Here is a 16,133-nt window from a genome sequence, read left to right as displayed (position 1 = left end):
CCGCCACCCACGTACCCGTGGGTGGCGGTGCGGCCGTTCGTGTCGGATCCGGCCCGGACGCGGGTGGGGTCGGATCCGGCACCCGGCGGTCCGGATACCGTCGGAAAGGCTCGGGAACGGGCACAATGCGAACCGGATCTGTCGGGAACTGACGGGTGGTACGGAGGGTGACGCGATGATGGAGGGCACCAGGGACTCGGTCGGCGCCGGTGCGCCGGTCCCGGTCGCACGGCCGGCGGGTCGGGCGGCCGAGCTCAAGGCCCTCGGCCGGCGGTACGCGCTGCTGCCGCTGCGCCTGTTCCTCGGCGTCACCTTCGCCTACGCCGGCCTGGACAAGCTGGCCGACAGCCACTACCTGGCGGCCCGCACCGATCCGCAGTCCTTCTACGCGCAGACCCTGGCCGCCAAGCCGCACAGCCCGGTCGGCGCGCTGCTGGAGCCGGCCCTGCACGCGCCGACCTTCTTCGCGCTGCTGATCGCCTTCGGCGAGCTGGCGGTCGGCCTGGGCACCCTGGTCGGCCTCTGGGGCCGGGTGGCCGCGGCCGGCGGGGCGGCGCTGAGCCTGACCCTGTTCCTGACGGTCAGTTGGAACGTCTCGCCGTACTACCTGGGCAACGACCTGCCGTACCTGATGGCCTGGACGGCGCTGCTGCTGGCGGGGACGCCGTACTTCTCGGTGGACGGGTACCTGGCCCGGCGGGCCGAGCGGGACCGGGCCCGCGGGCTGACCGAGGACGCGGTGCGCCGGCGCACCTTCCTGGACGGCTCGATCGCGGCCGTGGCGCTGGGCGGGGCCGGGCTGCTGGTCGGCTCGCTGACCGCCACCTTCGTGCGCAGGAAGCCCGCGCCGGTCGCCGCGCCGACCACCCCGCAGCCCGGCGCCGGTGCCGGGACGGCGAGCGCCGCGGGCGGCGGCGCCAAGGTGTCGGTGGCGGTGGCGGACGTCCCGGTGGGCGGTTCGGCCACCGTGAAGGACCCGGCCAGCGGGGACGCGATCTACATCCTGCAGCCCAAGGCCGGGCAGTACTGCGCGCTCTCCTCGGTCTGCACCCACGCCGGCTGCACCGTCGACCCGCCGCGCGGCGGCGCGCTGAGCTGCCCGTGCCACGGCTCCAGGTTCGACGCCGCCACCGGCGCCGTGCTGACCGGCCCGGCGGTCAAGCCGCTGCCCCGGTACGCCGTCACCAAGGACGGAGACCGGCTGGACCTGGGGCCGCAGACCTCCTGACGGACCGTGGGGCCGCCGCCCGGCCGACGGTCCGTCAGTCCTGCGGGGACCGCCGCTCGGGGCCGCGGCCGCGGCGGGCCACCGCCGCCACCGCCCCGGCCAGGCCGGCGGCGCCGAGCACGATGAGGGTCACCGGCAGCACGAGCCGGCCGTTCACCGAGAACCCGCTCAGCGAGGCCGTCAGGTAGAGCACCCCCAGCGCGGTGAACAGGCCGCCGGCCAGGAACGAGAAGAGGTCGAACCGATGCCGCTTCATCCGCGCACCACCTGAATGTCGCCCAGTCCGACCTGCACGGTCAGCTCGATGGTCCCCCGACCGGTGGACCCGGGCACCGGGTCCAGGTGCACCGTGCGGTGCTCGCCCACGCCCTTGGCGCCGGAGTCGTCCGGCAGCTGCGGCGCCTGCAGCCGGCCGGCGGCCGTGCGCAGGTCCAGGTCGGCGGCGACGTCCGGCGGCAGCACCACGTGCACGTCGCCGGCGCCGAGCTTCACCACGCTGCTGACCGTGCCGCCGGCCGGGTCCACCGCGCTCAGGTCCAGCCGCAGGTCGCCGGCGCCCAGCACGTACGTGTGCTGCACCGCGGCCGCGTCGGCCGGGGCGTACCGGCGGTCGCCGAACGCGTTCTCGCGCACGGTGGCGGAGTTGCCCAGGCCGGCCAGGGCCAGCGTCACCACCAGCGCGGGCAGCACCAGCCACTTGGCCCGGCCGAACTTCGCGCCGATCAGCAGGGTCAGCCCCAGCACCGTGAGGCCGGTGGCCAGCACGGTGGCCAGCGGGCTGTGCCCGGCGCCGTGCGCGGTGCCGGCCCAGACCGCCCAGGAGGCGAGGGCCGCGACCAGCAGGCCGAGCCAGGCCAGTCCCGAGCGCTGCCGGCGCTCCCGGCGGGCCGGCGGCGGGGTGGGCCGGGGCGGGGCCGGCTCCTTGCGCAGCGGGTCGCCCTCGGGCAGGTCGGTGCGCTGCCACCAGGCGGGCGCGGGGGCGCCCGGCGGCGGGGCGGTGTCGTACGGGTTGCGCTCCGGGTGGCGCGGGTCCCACAGGTAGCCGGTGCGGCCCGCCGGCGAGTCGGCCGGTGGCCGTTCGCCGGCGTCGGCGGTGGCGGTGCGCGCGTCCCAGCGGTAGCCCTGGTGCGCCCGGCCGTGCCGCTGCTCGTCCCACTGCGCCCGGTGCTCGGCCAGGTGCTGGTGCATGTCGGCCTTGCGGGCGGTCCACTCGGCGTGGAAGTCCTCCCGCCAGGTCTTCCAGTCGGCCAGCGGGGAGGCCCCGCCCGGGCCCGCGGCGGGCCGGTCGTACGGACCCTCCGGCCGCGGCGGGGTGCCCGCGCCGCGGGCCCGGCGGCGCCGCTCGGGGTCGTGCCGGACCGCGAAGAAGACCATCGCGCCGAGCAGCAGCAGCGGGAAGAAGGAGTCCCCGCTGCCCATCCAGGAGAAGAAGACGCCGGTGCCGATGACGGTGAGCAGTACCGCACCGATGGACTGGCCGTCCACCCGGCCGGTGAGCACCCGCTGCAGCTCGGTGCGGCCGTGCCCCTGCTCCGGGCGCTCGGTCGGCATGATCAGCCAGGCCAGCCCGTAGACGAACAGGCCCAGGCCGCCGGTCAGGCAGAGCACCGCGGTGACCACCCGGAAGACCACCGGGTCGATGTCCAGGTGGCGCCCGAGCCCGCCGCACACGCCGGCCACCACCCGGTGGCTCTCACTGCGGGTCAGCGGCGGACGGGCACCGGACGGCTGCGGATCCGGCTCCGGCCGTTCGTCCGCCGGCCCGGCCGGTGTCTGGCTCTGCTCCTCGGTCATGCCCCCTATCCTGCGGTCTGGCAGCGGCCGGCGGCACCGGGAACGGCCCCCGGACGACCCTGATCTCTCCCTGAGAGGCGGTCAGGGTGTGCCGGACCCGCTCCGGTGCAGGTCGATGCCGGCGGCCATGCCGTCGAAGAAGGAGCGGGCGATCCGCTGGTAGCCGCGGTCGTTCGGGTGCAGGGTGTCGGCGAACTCGGCCGGGGTCAGCGCGGGCGGGGCGACCCAGCGCAGGCTGCGGTGCAGGGCCCGCTCGCGGGCCTCCAACTGCTGCGCCCCGCGGTTGAAGGCGGCCACCCGGTCCTGCAGGCCGCGGGTGGTGGGGAGCAGGCCGAGCAGCACCACGGTGGTGGCGGGCCGGTCGGTGTAGATCCGGTCCAGCAGGTCGGCCAGCCGGTCGACCGCGTGCGCCTTGTCCGTGCCGCGGTCCAGGTCGTTGATGCCGATGTGCAGCAGCACCACGTCCGGCGCGCCGGACGCCAGCCAGCCGTCCACATGGGCCCGCAGGTCGGCGATCATCCACCCGCTGTGGCCCTCGTGCCGGGGCTGCGCGAAGCCGCCGCCGCGCTGCGAGCCGACGAACTCGGCGGTGTAGCGGTCCTGGTGCTCGACCAGTTGCCAGAGCGGCAGCCGGTAGCCGGCCCCGGTGCTGCTGCCCACGCCGGCGGTGATCGAGTCGCCCAGCGGCATCACCCGCAGGTGCGGCGGGGCGGGCGGGGCGGCGGCGGTGGCGGACACCAGGGCGACCGGCAGGCAGAGCACGCCGAGCAGCCCGGCCAGGGTGCGGGTGACGAGCGAGGAGGACACGGCGGTCCCTTCGGGTCGGGTGACGCTCCGTCGGACGCGGTCGACGGGCGGAGGAGGCGACCATGCCCCCACCGGACCCGTGCGCTCCTATGAAACACCGATCGTCCGATGGTCTTCACGCACCTAGGGGACCGACCCTGATGCATTCGGCCCCGCCGACGTGTGACGATCGGGGCGTGGCAGCCCCCGGAACCGAACCGACTCCCAGCCCGCCCGCCGCCGACAGCTCCGGCGCGCCGGGCGGCGAGCCGACCCCGGTGCCGGGCCGCCCGCCGTACCGCCGGCTCTACCGCAGCCCCCGCTCGCGGATGCTCGGCGGGGTGGCGCACGGACTGGCGGTGCACCTGGGCCTGCCGGTGACCTGGGTCCGGGTGGCCTTCGTGCTGCTCTTCTTCGCCAACGGGATCGGCGTGCTGCTGTACGCGGCGTTCTGGTTCGTGGTGCCGATCGGGATCGGCGAGCCCGCGCTGGGCAGCGGCTACGTGTGGGCCGGCGACCAGTTCGTGCCGGCCGGTGCCTCCGGGGTGAGCCCGGACCCGCTGCGCAAGGGCCGGCGCGGCCGGCTGGGCCGGCTGCGTGACCTGCTGCAGGTCACCTTCCAGGGCGAGCCGGTGATCGCGGAGGACGTGCCCGCCGGTACCGAGCCGGGCGGCCGGGCCGGCACCCGGCAGAACGCCGGGCAGCTGGCGGCCCTGCTGGCGCTGGTGATCGGCGTGATGGCGCTGCTCAACGTGTTCGGCATCCAGTCCGCGAAGCCGTACACCTGGCCGCTGCTGGCGATCGGCGTCGGCGTGGCGCTGGTCTGGCGGCAGGCCGACGACTCGCGCTGGCAGCGCTGGTTCGGGCTGGACGGCGGGCGGCGGCGCACTGCGGTGGTCCGGGTCGGCGCCGGGGTGCTGCTGGTCGCCGCGGGCATCATCGGCTTCCTGGTGCTGCAGGGCGTCGGCTCCACGCTCGCCGCGGTGGTCGAGGCCTCGCTCGCGGTGCTGGCCGGGGTGCTGGTGCTGACCGGTCCGTACGCGCTGCGGATGTGGCAGGACCTGGGGGCCGAGCGGACCGCCCGGATCCGGGCCCAGGAACGGGCCGAGATCGCCGCGCACATCCACGACTCGGTGCTGCACACCCTCACCCTGATCCAGCGCCGGGCCGAGGACCCCAAGGAGGTCCAGCGGCTGGCCCGGGCCCAGGAGCGCGAACTGCGGCTGTGGCTCTACCGTCCGGAGGCCGCGGCCGAGGCCGCGCCCGATACGCTGGCCGAGCGGATCCGCGAGGTGGTCGCCGAGGTCGAGGACCGGCACGGCGTGCCGATCGAGCTGGTCTGCGTAGGGGACTGTCCGATGGACGAGAAGATCGCCGCGCAGCTGCGGGCCGCCCGGGAGGCCATGGTCAACGCCGCCAAGTACGGCGGCGGCGGCCCGGTCCAGGTGTACGCCGAGGTCGAGGGGAGGACGGTGCTGGTGTACGTGCGCGACCACGGGCCCGGCTTCGACCCCGACTCGGTGCCCGAGGACCGGATGGGCGTGCGGGAGTCGATCATCGGGCGGATGAAGCGCAACGGCGGTACCGCCCGGGTGCGCCCCGCGCCGGACGGCGGTACCGAGGTCGAGCTGGAGATGGAGAGAGCCGCAGATGACTGACGCTGTGCCCGCCGGGCCGAGGACCGCGCGCGTGGTGCTGGTGGACGACCACCGGATGTTCCGGACCGGGGTCCGGGCCGAGATCGGGCGGACCGAGACGACCGGCATCGACGTGGTGGGGGAGGCCGACGACGTCGAGTCCGCGGTCAAGGTGGTGGCCGAGACCCGGCCCGACGTGGTGCTGCTCGACGTGCACCTGCCCGGCGGCGGCGGGGCCGAGGTGCTGCGCCGCTCCGCCGCGGTGATGGGCGAGCCGGGCGGGGTGAAGTTCCTGGCCCTGTCGGTCTCGGACGCGGCCGACGACGTGATCGGGGTGATCCGCGGCGGCGCCCGCGGCTACGTCACCAAGACCATCACCGGCACCGACCTGGTGGACGCGATCTTCCGGATCGCCGACGGCGACGCGGTCTTCTCGCCGCGGCTGGCCGGCTTCGTGCTGGACGCCTTCGCCGCCACCGACACGCCGCCGGTGGACGAGGACCTGGACCGCCTCACCCAGCGCGAGCGCGAGGTGCTGCGGCTGATCGCCCGCGGCTACGCGTACAAGGAGATCGCCAAGCAGCTGTTCATCTCGGTGAAGACGGTGGAGAGCCACGTCTCCGCGGTGCTGCGCAAGCTGCAGCTGAGCAACCGTCACGAGCTGACCCGCTGGGCCGCCGCGCGCCGGCTGGTCTGAGCGGGCGGCGCGGGCCGCCGGAGGCGATCTCCCCTCCCGGTGCCCCGGGGCGCCGTCCACCCATTACGCTTCTGGTGCCCCGCTCCTGCCCGCGCCCGTTCCGCGGCCGCCAGGACGGGGAACACCCCGTCCCCGGATCCGAGGGCCCGCATCCTGATGTCTTCGACAGTCGCCACCCACGACCAGCTGAACGAGCCGGACAGCTCGCCGGCCCCGTCCGGCCCGGCCGCGCCGGCGCCCAAGGCCAAGCGCCCCCGCCTGTACGTGCTCGACGGCCTGCGGCTGGTGGCCGCGCTCGGCGTCGTGCTGTGGCACTGGCTGGGTGTCGAACGGTTCCCGGCGGTCTGGCACGGCTCGCCGCGGCACCTGATGACGGTCGGGCACTGGATCGGCGCCTACAGCTGGACCGGCGTCGAGCTGTTCTTCCTGATCAGCGGCTTCGTCATCTGCATGTCCTGCTGGGGCCGGTCGGTGGGCGACTTCTTCACCTCCCGGGTGGTGCGGCTCTTCCCGGCGTACTGGGTCTGCGTGCTGCTGACCTCCGCGGTGCTGATGATCGTGCCGGTGCGCTGGGGCGACGACGTCAGCCGGCCGACGATCAGCCGCATCCTGTCCAACCTGAGCATGATGGACGAGCCGATGGGGGTGAACCACATCGACCCGGTGTACTGGACCCTGTGGGCCGAGACCCGGTTCTACGTGCTCTTCGGCGTGCTGCTGGCGGTCGGCCTGACCTACCGCCGGGTGCTGGCCTTCTGCGGGATCTGGGCCTTCCTGGCGCTGGTCGCGATGAACTCCAACTTCCCGCTGCTCAGCAACATCATCCAGCCCGGGTACTGCTGGTACTTCATCGGCGGCATCACGCTCTTCCTGATGTACCGCTTCGGCCAGAACCTGCTGCTCTGGGGCATGTTGATCTTCTGCTGGCTGATCGCCCAGAACGAGATCCGCGGGATCTACCCCGGCTACGCCTGGGGCACCGGGCACTCGCTGAAGTGGAGCGTCGTGGTGGCGCTGACCACCGCGGCCTTCGCGCTGGTGACGCTGGCGGCGCTGGGCGCCTTCAACCGGATCCAGTGGAAGTGGCTGACCGTGGCCGGTTCGCTGACCTACCCGCTCTACCTGCTGCACCAGCAGCTGGGCTGGGAGATGATCACCCGGGTCCGCCGCTACCTGCCGCCGTACCCGACGCTCGGCGTGGTGCTGGTCACCATGCTGATCGCCGCCTACCTGGTGCACCGTCTGGTCGAGCGGCCGCTGGCCCCGCTGATGAAGCGCAAGATGGAGCAGGCCTTCGACCAGGTGCGGCGCAACGGCGCCCCGGCGGGCGACAAGGGCTGACCGGCCCGACGCGGCTCTCCCGGCGGCCGGTTGACCTCGCGTCAGCCGGCCGCCGCGGCTTTGGGCGGTATGAGCCGTTGTAAAACGCCGTGTCCGATAACGGTCCGGACACGATTCTTCGGGGACCCGGCGGCGGCCCGCCAACCCGCGCATCGGATTCGCCCGTTTGAGCTAGCCTCCACCGTGTGACGTTGATAGAGGAGCAGGCGACCAGCAAGCCCGGGAGCGGGACGCAGCCGGCCGCCGCCGAGCGGCCGACCATCCGGCTGGGCTGGCTGGACGCGTTGCGCGGCATCGCGGCCCTGCTGGTGGCCTTCCACCACTTCGGCCTGCTGAACCTGATACCCGGCGGTCCCCAGTTCGAGAAGCACTTCGACCTGGGCATCTACGCGGTGATGCTGTTCTTCCTGGTCAGCGGTTACATCGTGCCCGCCTCGCTGGAGCGGCGCGGCGACGTCCGCGGCTTCTGGATGGGCCGGCTCTTCCGGATCTACCCGGTCATCATCGTCGTCGTCACGGCCTCGCTGCTGATCCTGCCGACCAAGTACTCGGCGGTGCCCTCGGTGGTCACGGACCACCCGGTGAAGTCGGCGCTGGCGAACATGCTGCTGCTGCACGAGATGCTCAACATCCCCAGCGCGCTGGGCGTGATGTGGACGCTCTGCTACGAGATGGTCTTCTACTTCTTCGTCACCGCGCTGTTCGTGCTCGGCTGGCACCGCCGGAGCGCGCCGATCGCGATCAGCTTCGCCTCGCTGGCGCTGCTGCTGGGCGCCTTCGTCACGCCCGCGATGATCACCTACGACCGCGGCACCACCCGGAACCTCATCCTGGCCACCATGGTGGTCATGGGGACGGCCATGGTCATGGTGCTGAGCGGCCGGCTCGCGCTGACCCGCACGGGTGCGCTGCTGCTCGGCGGGCTCGGTGCGGTGCTGGTGCTCTTCAACGCCCGGTCCACCTTCTTCGAGACCATGATGATCTTCGCGACGATGTTCGCGGGGACCGTCATCTTCCGCATGGAGCAGGGCCAGATCGACCGGATGCTGGGCTGGCTCACCTGCGGCTTCGTCTTCGTCAGCGGCTTCCTGGTCGGCTACATGTACAACCACGGCGACGCGCTCTACCGGACCTGGACCGCCGGCTGGATGGGCTTCTCGCTGCCGTACGTCGCCGCCTGGGCCACCTTCGGCCTCGGCATGCTGCTCCGCCGCCGGCGGTTCCCGCGGGTGCTCACCTGGCTCGGCTCGATCAGCTACTCGCTCTACCTGATCCACATCCCGGTGATCTGGGGCATGTGGTGGCTGATCAAGGCGGGCACGTTCCCCAAGCACGGCGCCGGCAAGTTCATCCCGACCGCGATCTTCCTGGCGGTCACCCTGACGCTGAGCTACCTCTCGTACCGCCTCATCGAGCTGCCCGGGCAGAACCTCGGGCGCAAGGTGCTCAAGGCGCTGGCCCGCCGGGCGCCGCAGGAGCAGGCCGAGCCGGTCGGGCACGGGGTCGAGCAGCGGGCCGCCGTGCGCTGACCGGGTGAGCCGGGGCGGGGCCGGGGGCCCGTCCCGCGCCCCGTATCCTTAGCCGGAACGTTACGTCGTTCGGGTGAGAACCAGACCGCCGCCGCCGCGGCCGCCCCCGCCGACCCGTTGCCGAGCTAGAGAGTGCCGAGAGGTCTGCCTCGATGAGTGCCAGCACGATGAGCGAGCCCACTACCGAGGCCCAGTCACCCACCGGCGGCGTCCGGGCGGGGCTGGAGCGTCTCGGTCCGCTGGCCGGCCGGCTGGCCTGGGTCGTGCCGACCCTGCTCACCCTCGGCATCGGCGTCTACCACGCCGGCCGTCCGCTGCTGTGGATGGACGAGCTGGCCACCTGGAACGCGGTCAACCGCAGCACCGGCGAGCTGGTCCGGATGCTGCACCACGTGGACGCCGTGACCGGCGTCTACTACCTGCTGATCCACGAGTGGGCCGCGCTCTTCGGCCGCTCGCTCGCGGTGCTCCGGCTGCCCTCCGCCCTGGCCATGGCCGGTGCGGCCGCCTTCGTCGCACTGACCGCCCGCAAGCTCTTCGGCAACCGCGCCGCCTGGACCGCCGGCCTGCTCTTCGCGCTGATCCCGTCGATCTCCCGGTACGCCCAGGAGGTCCGCGGCTACGCCTTCGTGGTGCTCGCGGTCAGCGCCGCGACCTTCCTGCTGCTGCGCGCGATCGAGCGGCCGAGCGTGCTGCGCTGGCTGCCGTACGCGGTCAGCCTGGCGGTCGCCGGCATGTTCCACATGATCTCGCTGGTCTTCCTGTGCAGCCACGTGCTGATCGTCGCGCTGCGCTGGTGGCGTTCGCGGGACCGCCGCCTGCTGGTCGGCTTCCCGCTGACCGTGGTGGTCGGCCTGCTGCCGGTGGTACCGCTGGTGATCCTGGGTCAGCGCCAGGTCGGCCGGCAGCTGGGCTGGCTCACCAAGCCGAACCTGCCCTACATCGCCGACGTGTTCTGGCGCGGCCTGTTCGCGTCCGGTTGGATCAGCCTGGTGGTGCTCGCGCTGGCGGTGCTGCCGCTGGCCTGGGACCGCGGCCGGCGCCCGGCGCTGGAGGTCGGGCTGGTCGCGGTGCTGCCGATCGGCCTGGTGTGGATCGTCTCGCAGGGCCACAGCCACTACTTCTTCGACCGCTACCTGCTCTTCACCGTGCCGGCCTGGTGCGTGCTGGCCGGGGCGGGGTTGAGCCGGCTGCGCCCGAGGGCCGTCGCCCCGCTCGGGGTGGTCCTGGTGCTGCTGCTCGGCCTGCACGACCAGGGCGCGATGCGCCAGCCGTACGCCCGGACCAACTGGGACGCCCGGTCGGCCGCCGCCGTGATCGCCAAGGGCTACCAGCCCGGTGACGGGGTCGCCCCGGTGCGCGGGGACATCGCCTACTACCAGGTCAACATCGCGCTCGACTACTACCTGCCGGACAGCGTGAAGCTGAAGGACGTCTTCGTCGCCCGCAGCGCCGTCGCCCGCGGCGACCTCTACTCCACGCCCTGCGCCGACCCGGCGGCCTGCCTGACCGCGGTCGACGCGCCGCGGGTGTGGGTGGTCACCACCGGCTGGAGCGACCGGCCGTTCAACGGGTTCACGGCCGCCGAGGTGAAGGCGCTGACCGCCGCCTACCCGAAGCAGACCTCCACCCCGGTGCCCGGGATGGTCGTCACCCTGCTGGAGCGCTGAGCCCGCCCACGCACCCGTTCGGGTGATCTGCCGCAGTCGTCGGCCGTCGCCCAACCGGCTCCGCGCACCCCTCTGACCAGGCAGTGTGCCCGCCCGGCCGACGCCACGCCCGCCATTCGGGCGACCCGGCGCGGGCCGCCGGGTGGGGCACCCTGGCCTCCGGGCGAACGCGCGGAGGGATGGCGGCATGGCGACCAGCGTCAAGGGCGAACCGGCCCGCCCGGAGCCGGTCGCCGAGGAGCCCGGCGACACCGCCGGGTGGTGGCGGCGACGGCCGGAGCGGACCGGGACCGCCGCCCGGGTCCTGGGCTGGTTGCTGCCGGCCCTGCTCACCCTGGCCCTCGGGACGCACGACGGCGGGCGCCCGCAGCTGTGGCGCGACGAGCTGGCCACCTGGAGCGCGGCCACCCGCAGCACCGGCGACCTGTTCCGGCTGCTGCACCACGTCGACGCGGTCTCCGGCACCTACTACCTCTTCATGCACGGCTGGATCGGCCTGTTCGGGGACTCCCCGGCGGTGCTCCGGCTGCCCTCCGCACTGGCCATGGCCGGGGCCGCCGCCTTCGTCGCGCTGGCCGGGCGGACCCAGTTCGACGCCCGGACCGGTCTGGTGGCGGGCCTGCTCTTCGCGGTCCTGCCGTCCGTCTCGCGGTACTCCCAGGAGGCCCGCGCCTACGCGTTCGCGGTGCTGGCGATGGCCGCGGCCACCTGGCTGCTGCTGCGGGCGCTGGAGCGGCCCGGGGTGCTGCGCTGGCTGCTGTACGCGCTCTGCCTGAGCGCGGGCGGGCTGATGCACATGGTCTGCCTGCTCACCGTCGCCGGGCACCTGGCGCTGGTGCTGCTGCGCTGGTGGCACGTGCGCGACCGGCGGATGCTGCTGGGCTTCCCGCTCGCGGTGCTGGTCGGCCTGCTGCCGGTGCTGCCGGTGGCGCTGCTCGGCCGGCACCAGTCGGGCCGTCAGATCTCCTGGCTGGACCGGCCCGACCTGCAGTCCTTCGTGGACACCTGGCACGGGCTGTTCGGCTCGGCCTGGGTGAGCGGCTGCGTGATCGGGCTGGCGGCGCTGCCCGCGGCCTGGCCGCGGGGGCGCCGGCCGGCGCTGGAGATCGGGCTGGTGGCGGGTCTGCCGGTGGTGCTCAACTGGTACGCCTCGCAGGGGCAGACGGCGTACTTCCTGGACCGCTACCTGCTCTTCACCACGCCGGCCTGGGCGGTGGTGGCCGGCGCCGGGCTGGCCGCGCTGCGGCCGCGCGCGCTGGCCGCGCTCGGGCTGGCGGGGGTCACCCTGCTCGGCGTGCAGGACCAGCAGCGGCTGCGCAACCCGGACGCGCACGAGTGGTCGGACGAGCGCGGGGCCGCCGCGGTCGTCGCCCGCTCCTACCGCCCGGGCGACGGCTTCGTGCCGGTGCGCGGCGAGGGCGCGTTCATGATGCTCGACTTCGCCCTCGACTACTACCTGCCGCCCGCGGCCCGGCCGGTGGACGTGTTCGCCGGGCGGACGGCCGTCCAGCGCGGCGACTTCTTCACCAGCCCGTGCACCCCGGCCGCGGTCTGCCTGGGCAGCACCCCGCGGGTCTGGGTGGTGGTCTACGGCAACGCGCAGAACCCCTACCAGGGCCTGCGCGCGGACGAGGTCGCGGCGCTGACCGCCGGCTACGTCCCGGAGAAGGTCACCGTGGTGCGCGGGATCGCCGTGACGCTGCTGGAACGCCGGACGCCGGCCCCGTAGGGGCCGGCGTCCGGGCGGGGTGGCGTTGCGTCAGTGCAGTTCGTAGACCGCGATCCGGCCGTTGTCGTGCACCGGGGTGGCCAGCCGGTCCAGCAGCGGCGACTCCGTGCCGACCTTGCGGTTCACGAAGAGGTAGCGCACCTTGTAGCGGTCGTGCAGCTCGCTGAGCAGGGCGGCGGTCGGGTGGTAGACGGCGTCGTCGTTCAGCTTGAGCAGCGCCGGGTCCCAGAAGTCGTTGGTCCCGGCGGCCATCACCCGCGGGGCGAAGGCCCAGCCCTCGACCAGCACCGAGCGCTCGGAGTAGGCGCTCAGGGTGAAGTCGCGGTGGTCCTCGCAGGGCGCCTTCGGGTCCTTGAAGTCGTCCGCGGACCAGCAGTGCTCGTTGGTGACCAGGACGTCGGTCGGGTTGCTGTGCGCACGGACCCAGCGGGCCGCGTCGATCTTGCCGGCCGGCAGCGGCATGGCGCCCCAGACGCTGGCGTCCCAGACCGGCTTGGGCAGGTCGAGGACCAGGGTCGGCGCACCCGCCAGCAGCGCACCGGTGAGCAGCACCAGGCCGCCGCGCCTGCGCAGGCCCGGGACCACCCGGCTCAGCGCCCACCAGAGCAGCCCGGCCACCAGGGCGACGGCGGCCAGCGCCAGCCCGACCGAGAGCATCGCGGTCAGGCCCGAGGCGGACCCGCCGGGAGCCAGGAAGGCGTTCAGGAACGAGCCCCGCCAGGGGTGCCGGTCCTTGATCGCGGTCGTCACCCGGTCCAGCCAGCCGGCCGAGTGGTAGAAGACCGCCCAGGTGATCAGGCCGGTGAAGGCCACCGCGAACAGGCCCAGCAGCGCCTTGCCGCGGGCCGACAGCCCGGCCCGCTCGAAGGCCTCGCAGTACCCCCAGGCCGACAGCAGCACGCCGAAGGCCAGTCCGGCGTGGGTGAAGTAGCCGGAGTTCCAGCCGTTCAGGGCGAGGAAGACGGCCGGGCCGGCGAGCGTGCCGCCGAGCAGGAACCACTGCACGCTGTCCAGCCGCAGCCGGCTGCGCCACAGCAGCGGGACGGCGCCGGCCATCCGCAGCTGGGTGTTGAGCAGGAAGGCCACCCAGACCAGCGCGACCACGATGCCCTGACTGGCCGTCGAGCGGGTGTGCTGCGGGTCGGCCCAGAAGCCCTGCAGGTTGGACAGCGGCTCCAGCTCCAGGCCGTAGCTCTTGAAGTCGAAGATCACCGCGGTCGAGAACAGCTGGGCGGCAGCTATCGCCAGGCCCATCCAGACCACGGTCCACGGGATCCGGCGGGTGCTGATCAGCACGGTGAGGCCGGCCAGCGCCGCGCCGGCCAGGGTGACCGGCACCGAGGTGGCCTTGGCCGCGCAGGAGGCGAAGGCGAAGAGGGCGACCAGGACCAGGGTGCCGCGGCCGAGCGCCGGCACCGGGTTCTTCGAGTCGGCGCGGCGCAGCCCCTCGGCGACCGCTCCTATCAGGGCGAGCAGCAGCGGCTGGCTGTACGTCATCGACACGCTCGCCCAGACCATCAGGGTGGCCTGCGGCGAGCCGAACGGGGTCATCCCGTGCGCGGCGTTGAACTCGCCGATCGCGAAGAGCAGCAGACCGGCGACCGGGCCGGCCCAGGCCCGCCCGCTGAGCCGCCAGGCGACCACCGCGGCGACCACCATGGTGAGCGCGCACAGCGCCGGGATCATCAGCCGCAGCTGCACCACCGGCAGGTCGATGTGGCCGACCATGCTGGTCATCGCCTCGTGCACGAAGGCGAACCAGTGGTACTGCAGCGGCTCGCCGGCGACCTGGGGCAGCGTCACCGGGAAGGAGTGCTTGGCGTTCCCGGCCAGCGACATCTGGTACGAGAGGTCGACGAACTGCCGGGTCTGGTCGTTCGGCGGCAGGATCGGGGTGCGCTCGAGGTAGACCTTGTACAGGTAGCCGGTGGTGCCGGCGACCGTGCCGGCCACGGCCCAGGACCAGCCCAGCGGGACCTTGGTGTAGCCGCGCACCCACCAGTGCCGGCGCAGCGCGGGCACCGCGGCGAACGGCACGACCACCAGCAGCGGCCAGAACACCACGGCCGACTGGATGCCGAGCGACATGAAGACCGCCCAGGCGGCCAGTTCCAGGGTGAGGCCGGTCACCGCGCCGAGTGCGAGGTCCTCGACCAGGGTGTGCGGGGTGCGCCGCAGCGAGCGGAAGACCAGGGTCCCCGGCAGCAGCACGCCCCACAGCACGTAGAAGGCGTAGCGGGCGATCGCGTTGGCCGGCGTGTCGGTGGCCGCCAGCGCGGCCACCACGAGCCCGACCGCCGTGATGGTCGGCAGCCAGCGCCAGAACACCCCCGGAGCGGGTCGGTCGGCCCGCCGTCCGGTGCCGCCGCTGCTGCCGGGCTCCCGATCGGCCCCGACCGGCAGGGTCCCCGAGCCTGAGGCGACAGGGGTGTTGTGTGTCATGCCGATCAGGCTCTCTCTCGCGCTGCGCCCGTCCGGACTTCGGACACAGCTGTGAACGGACGGATGCGAGCCATCAGGCTACCAGCCCGTGACCTGGCCTCCGTTGCACGGGGGAGGGGCCATCGCGGCGCGCCGCCTGCACGGATTCTTCACGGATTCCTGGGGCAACCATGACCCTCGCGGGAAGCCGTGGAAGACCGCTGTAATAGAGTTCGCATCGGCAGATTCGAGCCTCGACACAGTGGGCAGGAAGCAATGTCGGCTGCACCAGCCACGACGACCCTGTCGGTCGTCATCCCGATGTACAACGAAGAGGACGCGCTGCCGGCCCTGGTGGCCCGGCTCCGGCCCGCCCTCGACGGCACCGGTGTGTCCTACGAGGTCGTCGCGGTCGATGACGGGAGTGCCGACAAGACCGCCGTCCTGCTGGAGGACTTCCGGGCCCAGTGGCCCAACCTGCGGATCGTCAAGCTGCGCCGCAACTCCGGCCACCAGGCCGCGCTGACGGCCGGTCTGCACAGCTCGGTGGGCGCCTACGTGGCGAGCATCGACGCCGACCTGCAGGACCCGCCGGAGAAGATCCCGGAGATGCTGGAGCTGGCCCGGCGCGACAAGCTGGACATCGTCTACGGCGTCCGCTCGGACCGCACCACCGACACCGGCTTCAAGCGCTGGACCGCCGGCGCCTACTACTGGCTGATGCGCCGCATGGTCGGCAAGCGGGTCCCGTCCCAGGCCGGCGACTTCCGCCTGCTCAGCCGCGAGGCCGTCGAGGCGCTCAAGTCGCTGCCGGACCAGCAGCAGGTCTACCGCCTGCTGGTGCCGTGGCTGGGCTTCCCGAGCGGCCAGGTCACCTACTTCCGCGAGGAGCGCGTGGCGGGTGAGACCAAGTACCCGCTGAGCAAGATGATCCGCCTCGCGATCGACAGCATCACCAACTTCTCCGCGGCCCCGCTGCGGATCGCCACCTGGCTGGGCGTGCTCAGCTTCTTCGGCTGCTTCGGCATGCTGGCCGCGACGCTGGGGATCTACATCGCCGGCCACACCGTGCCCGGGTGGACCTCGCTCTTCGTCGCGATGCTCTTCATCGGCGGCGTCCAGCTGATCTGCGTCGGCCTGCTCGGCGAGTACGTCGGCCGGATCTACACCGCGGTGCAGAAGCGCCCGACCTTCTTCATCGGCTACGACTCGGCCACCGACGCGGCCGGGCAGGAGCCGCGGATCGGCGCCGGCGTCTGAGCCGACGCGCCGACCGGCGAGCGGCCCGGGCACCCGCAACG

The 16,133-nt window shown here is 73.4% G+C and carries 12 protein-coding genes and 1 pseudogene; 9 read left to right on the top strand and 4 right to left on the bottom strand.

From position 1 onward, the window contains the following. Positions 1–178: 178 nt before the first annotated feature. A pseudogene (locus ACFW1A_RS26735) lies at positions 179–709 on the top strand (DoxX family protein); the annotation flags it as partial. A gap of 30 nt (positions 710–739) precedes the next feature. Beyond that, the gene (locus ACFW1A_RS26730) at positions 740–1,228 is read left to right on the top strand and encodes a Rieske (2Fe-2S) protein (protein WP_380412781.1); all 489 of its coding nucleotides are present in this window, start codon (positions 740–742) and stop codon (positions 1,226–1,228) included. Between the two features lie 34 nt (positions 1,229–1,262). Here ACFW1A_RS26730 and ACFW1A_RS26725 read toward each other — a convergent pair whose 3' ends face one another. The 3 genes from ACFW1A_RS26725 to ACFW1A_RS26715 form a co-directional block, all read right to left on the bottom strand. Then, positions 1,263–1,484 carry a hypothetical protein gene (locus tag ACFW1A_RS26725; protein WP_380412779.1) on the bottom strand — a complete coding sequence of 74 codons (222 nt, stop codon included), beginning with the start codon at positions 1,482–1,484 and terminating at the stop codon, positions 1,263–1,265. Beyond that, positions 1,481–3,022 (bottom strand): PspC domain-containing protein, encoded by a 1,542-nt coding sequence (locus ACFW1A_RS26720; RefSeq protein WP_380412777.1) that lies wholly within the window; start codon positions 3,020–3,022, stop codon positions 1,481–1,483. Before ACFW1A_RS26720 ends, ACFW1A_RS26725 begins: the two co-directional genes overlap by 4 nt. An 81-nt stretch (positions 3,023–3,103) precedes the next feature. Next, entirely contained in the window at positions 3,104–3,829 is a 726-nt protein-coding gene (locus tag ACFW1A_RS26715; protein ID WP_380412775.1) for an SGNH/GDSL hydrolase family protein, read from the bottom strand. 176 nt (positions 3,830–4,005) lie between these two features. Here ACFW1A_RS26715 and ACFW1A_RS26710 point away from each other — a divergent pair, with 176 nt between their 5' ends. The 6 genes from ACFW1A_RS26710 to ACFW1A_RS26685 all read left to right on the top strand — a co-directional run bounded on the left by ACFW1A_RS26710 (position 4,006) and on the right by ACFW1A_RS26685 (position 12,411). Next, on the top strand, positions 4,006–5,466 hold the full coding sequence (locus ACFW1A_RS26710; protein WP_380412773.1) for a PspC domain-containing protein: 1,461 nt from the start codon (positions 4,006–4,008) through the stop codon (positions 5,464–5,466). After that, positions 5,459–6,142, top strand: coding sequence for a LuxR C-terminal-related transcriptional regulator (locus tag ACFW1A_RS26705; RefSeq protein WP_380412771.1), 684 nt, complete (start codon positions 5,459–5,461; stop codon positions 6,140–6,142). The genes ACFW1A_RS26710 and ACFW1A_RS26705 overlap by 8 nt, the downstream gene beginning before the upstream one ends. A 156-nt stretch (positions 6,143–6,298) precedes the next feature. After that, complete coding sequence (locus ACFW1A_RS26700; protein WP_380412768.1) at positions 6,299–7,483, top strand: acyltransferase family protein; 1,185 nt, start codon at positions 6,299–6,301, stop codon at positions 7,481–7,483. A 185-nt stretch (positions 7,484–7,668) separates the two neighbouring features. Continuing rightward, positions 7,669–9,012, top strand: a complete 1,344-nt coding sequence (locus ACFW1A_RS26695; RefSeq protein WP_380412766.1) for an acyltransferase family protein — start codon at positions 7,669–7,671, stop codon at positions 9,010–9,012. A 167-nt stretch (positions 9,013–9,179) separates the two neighbouring features. Further along, complete coding sequence (locus tag ACFW1A_RS26690; protein WP_380412764.1) at positions 9,180–10,682, top strand: glycosyltransferase family 39 protein; 1,503 nt, start codon at positions 9,180–9,182, stop codon at positions 10,680–10,682. Positions 10,683–10,869: 187 nt separating this feature from the next. Continuing rightward, the gene (locus ACFW1A_RS26685; RefSeq protein WP_380412762.1) at positions 10,870–12,411 is read left to right on the top strand and encodes a glycosyltransferase family 39 protein; all 1,542 of its coding nucleotides are present in this window, start codon (positions 10,870–10,872) and stop codon (positions 12,409–12,411) included. 30 nt (positions 12,412–12,441) lie between these two features. Here ACFW1A_RS26685 and ACFW1A_RS26680 read toward each other — a convergent pair whose 3' ends face one another. After that, entirely contained in the window at positions 12,442–14,853 is a 2,412-nt protein-coding gene (locus tag ACFW1A_RS26680) for a hypothetical protein (protein ID WP_380412760.1), read from the bottom strand. 255 nt (positions 14,854–15,108) lie between these two features. Between ACFW1A_RS26680 and ACFW1A_RS26675 the strand changes: the two genes are divergently transcribed. Next, a complete protein-coding gene (locus tag ACFW1A_RS26675; protein ID WP_380412758.1) occupies positions 15,109–16,092 on the top strand; it encodes a glycosyltransferase family 2 protein in 984 nt (327 codons plus the stop codon). The last annotated feature ends 41 nt before the right edge of the window (positions 16,093–16,133 follow it).

It is taken from the genome of Kitasatospora sp. NPDC058965, from assembly GCF_042741245.1.
Lineage (GTDB): Bacteria > Actinomycetota > Actinomycetes > Streptomycetales > Streptomycetaceae > Kitasatospora.
Note: the sequence above shows the minus strand (reverse complement) of the source record. Positions and strands in the feature narration are given on the sequence as shown.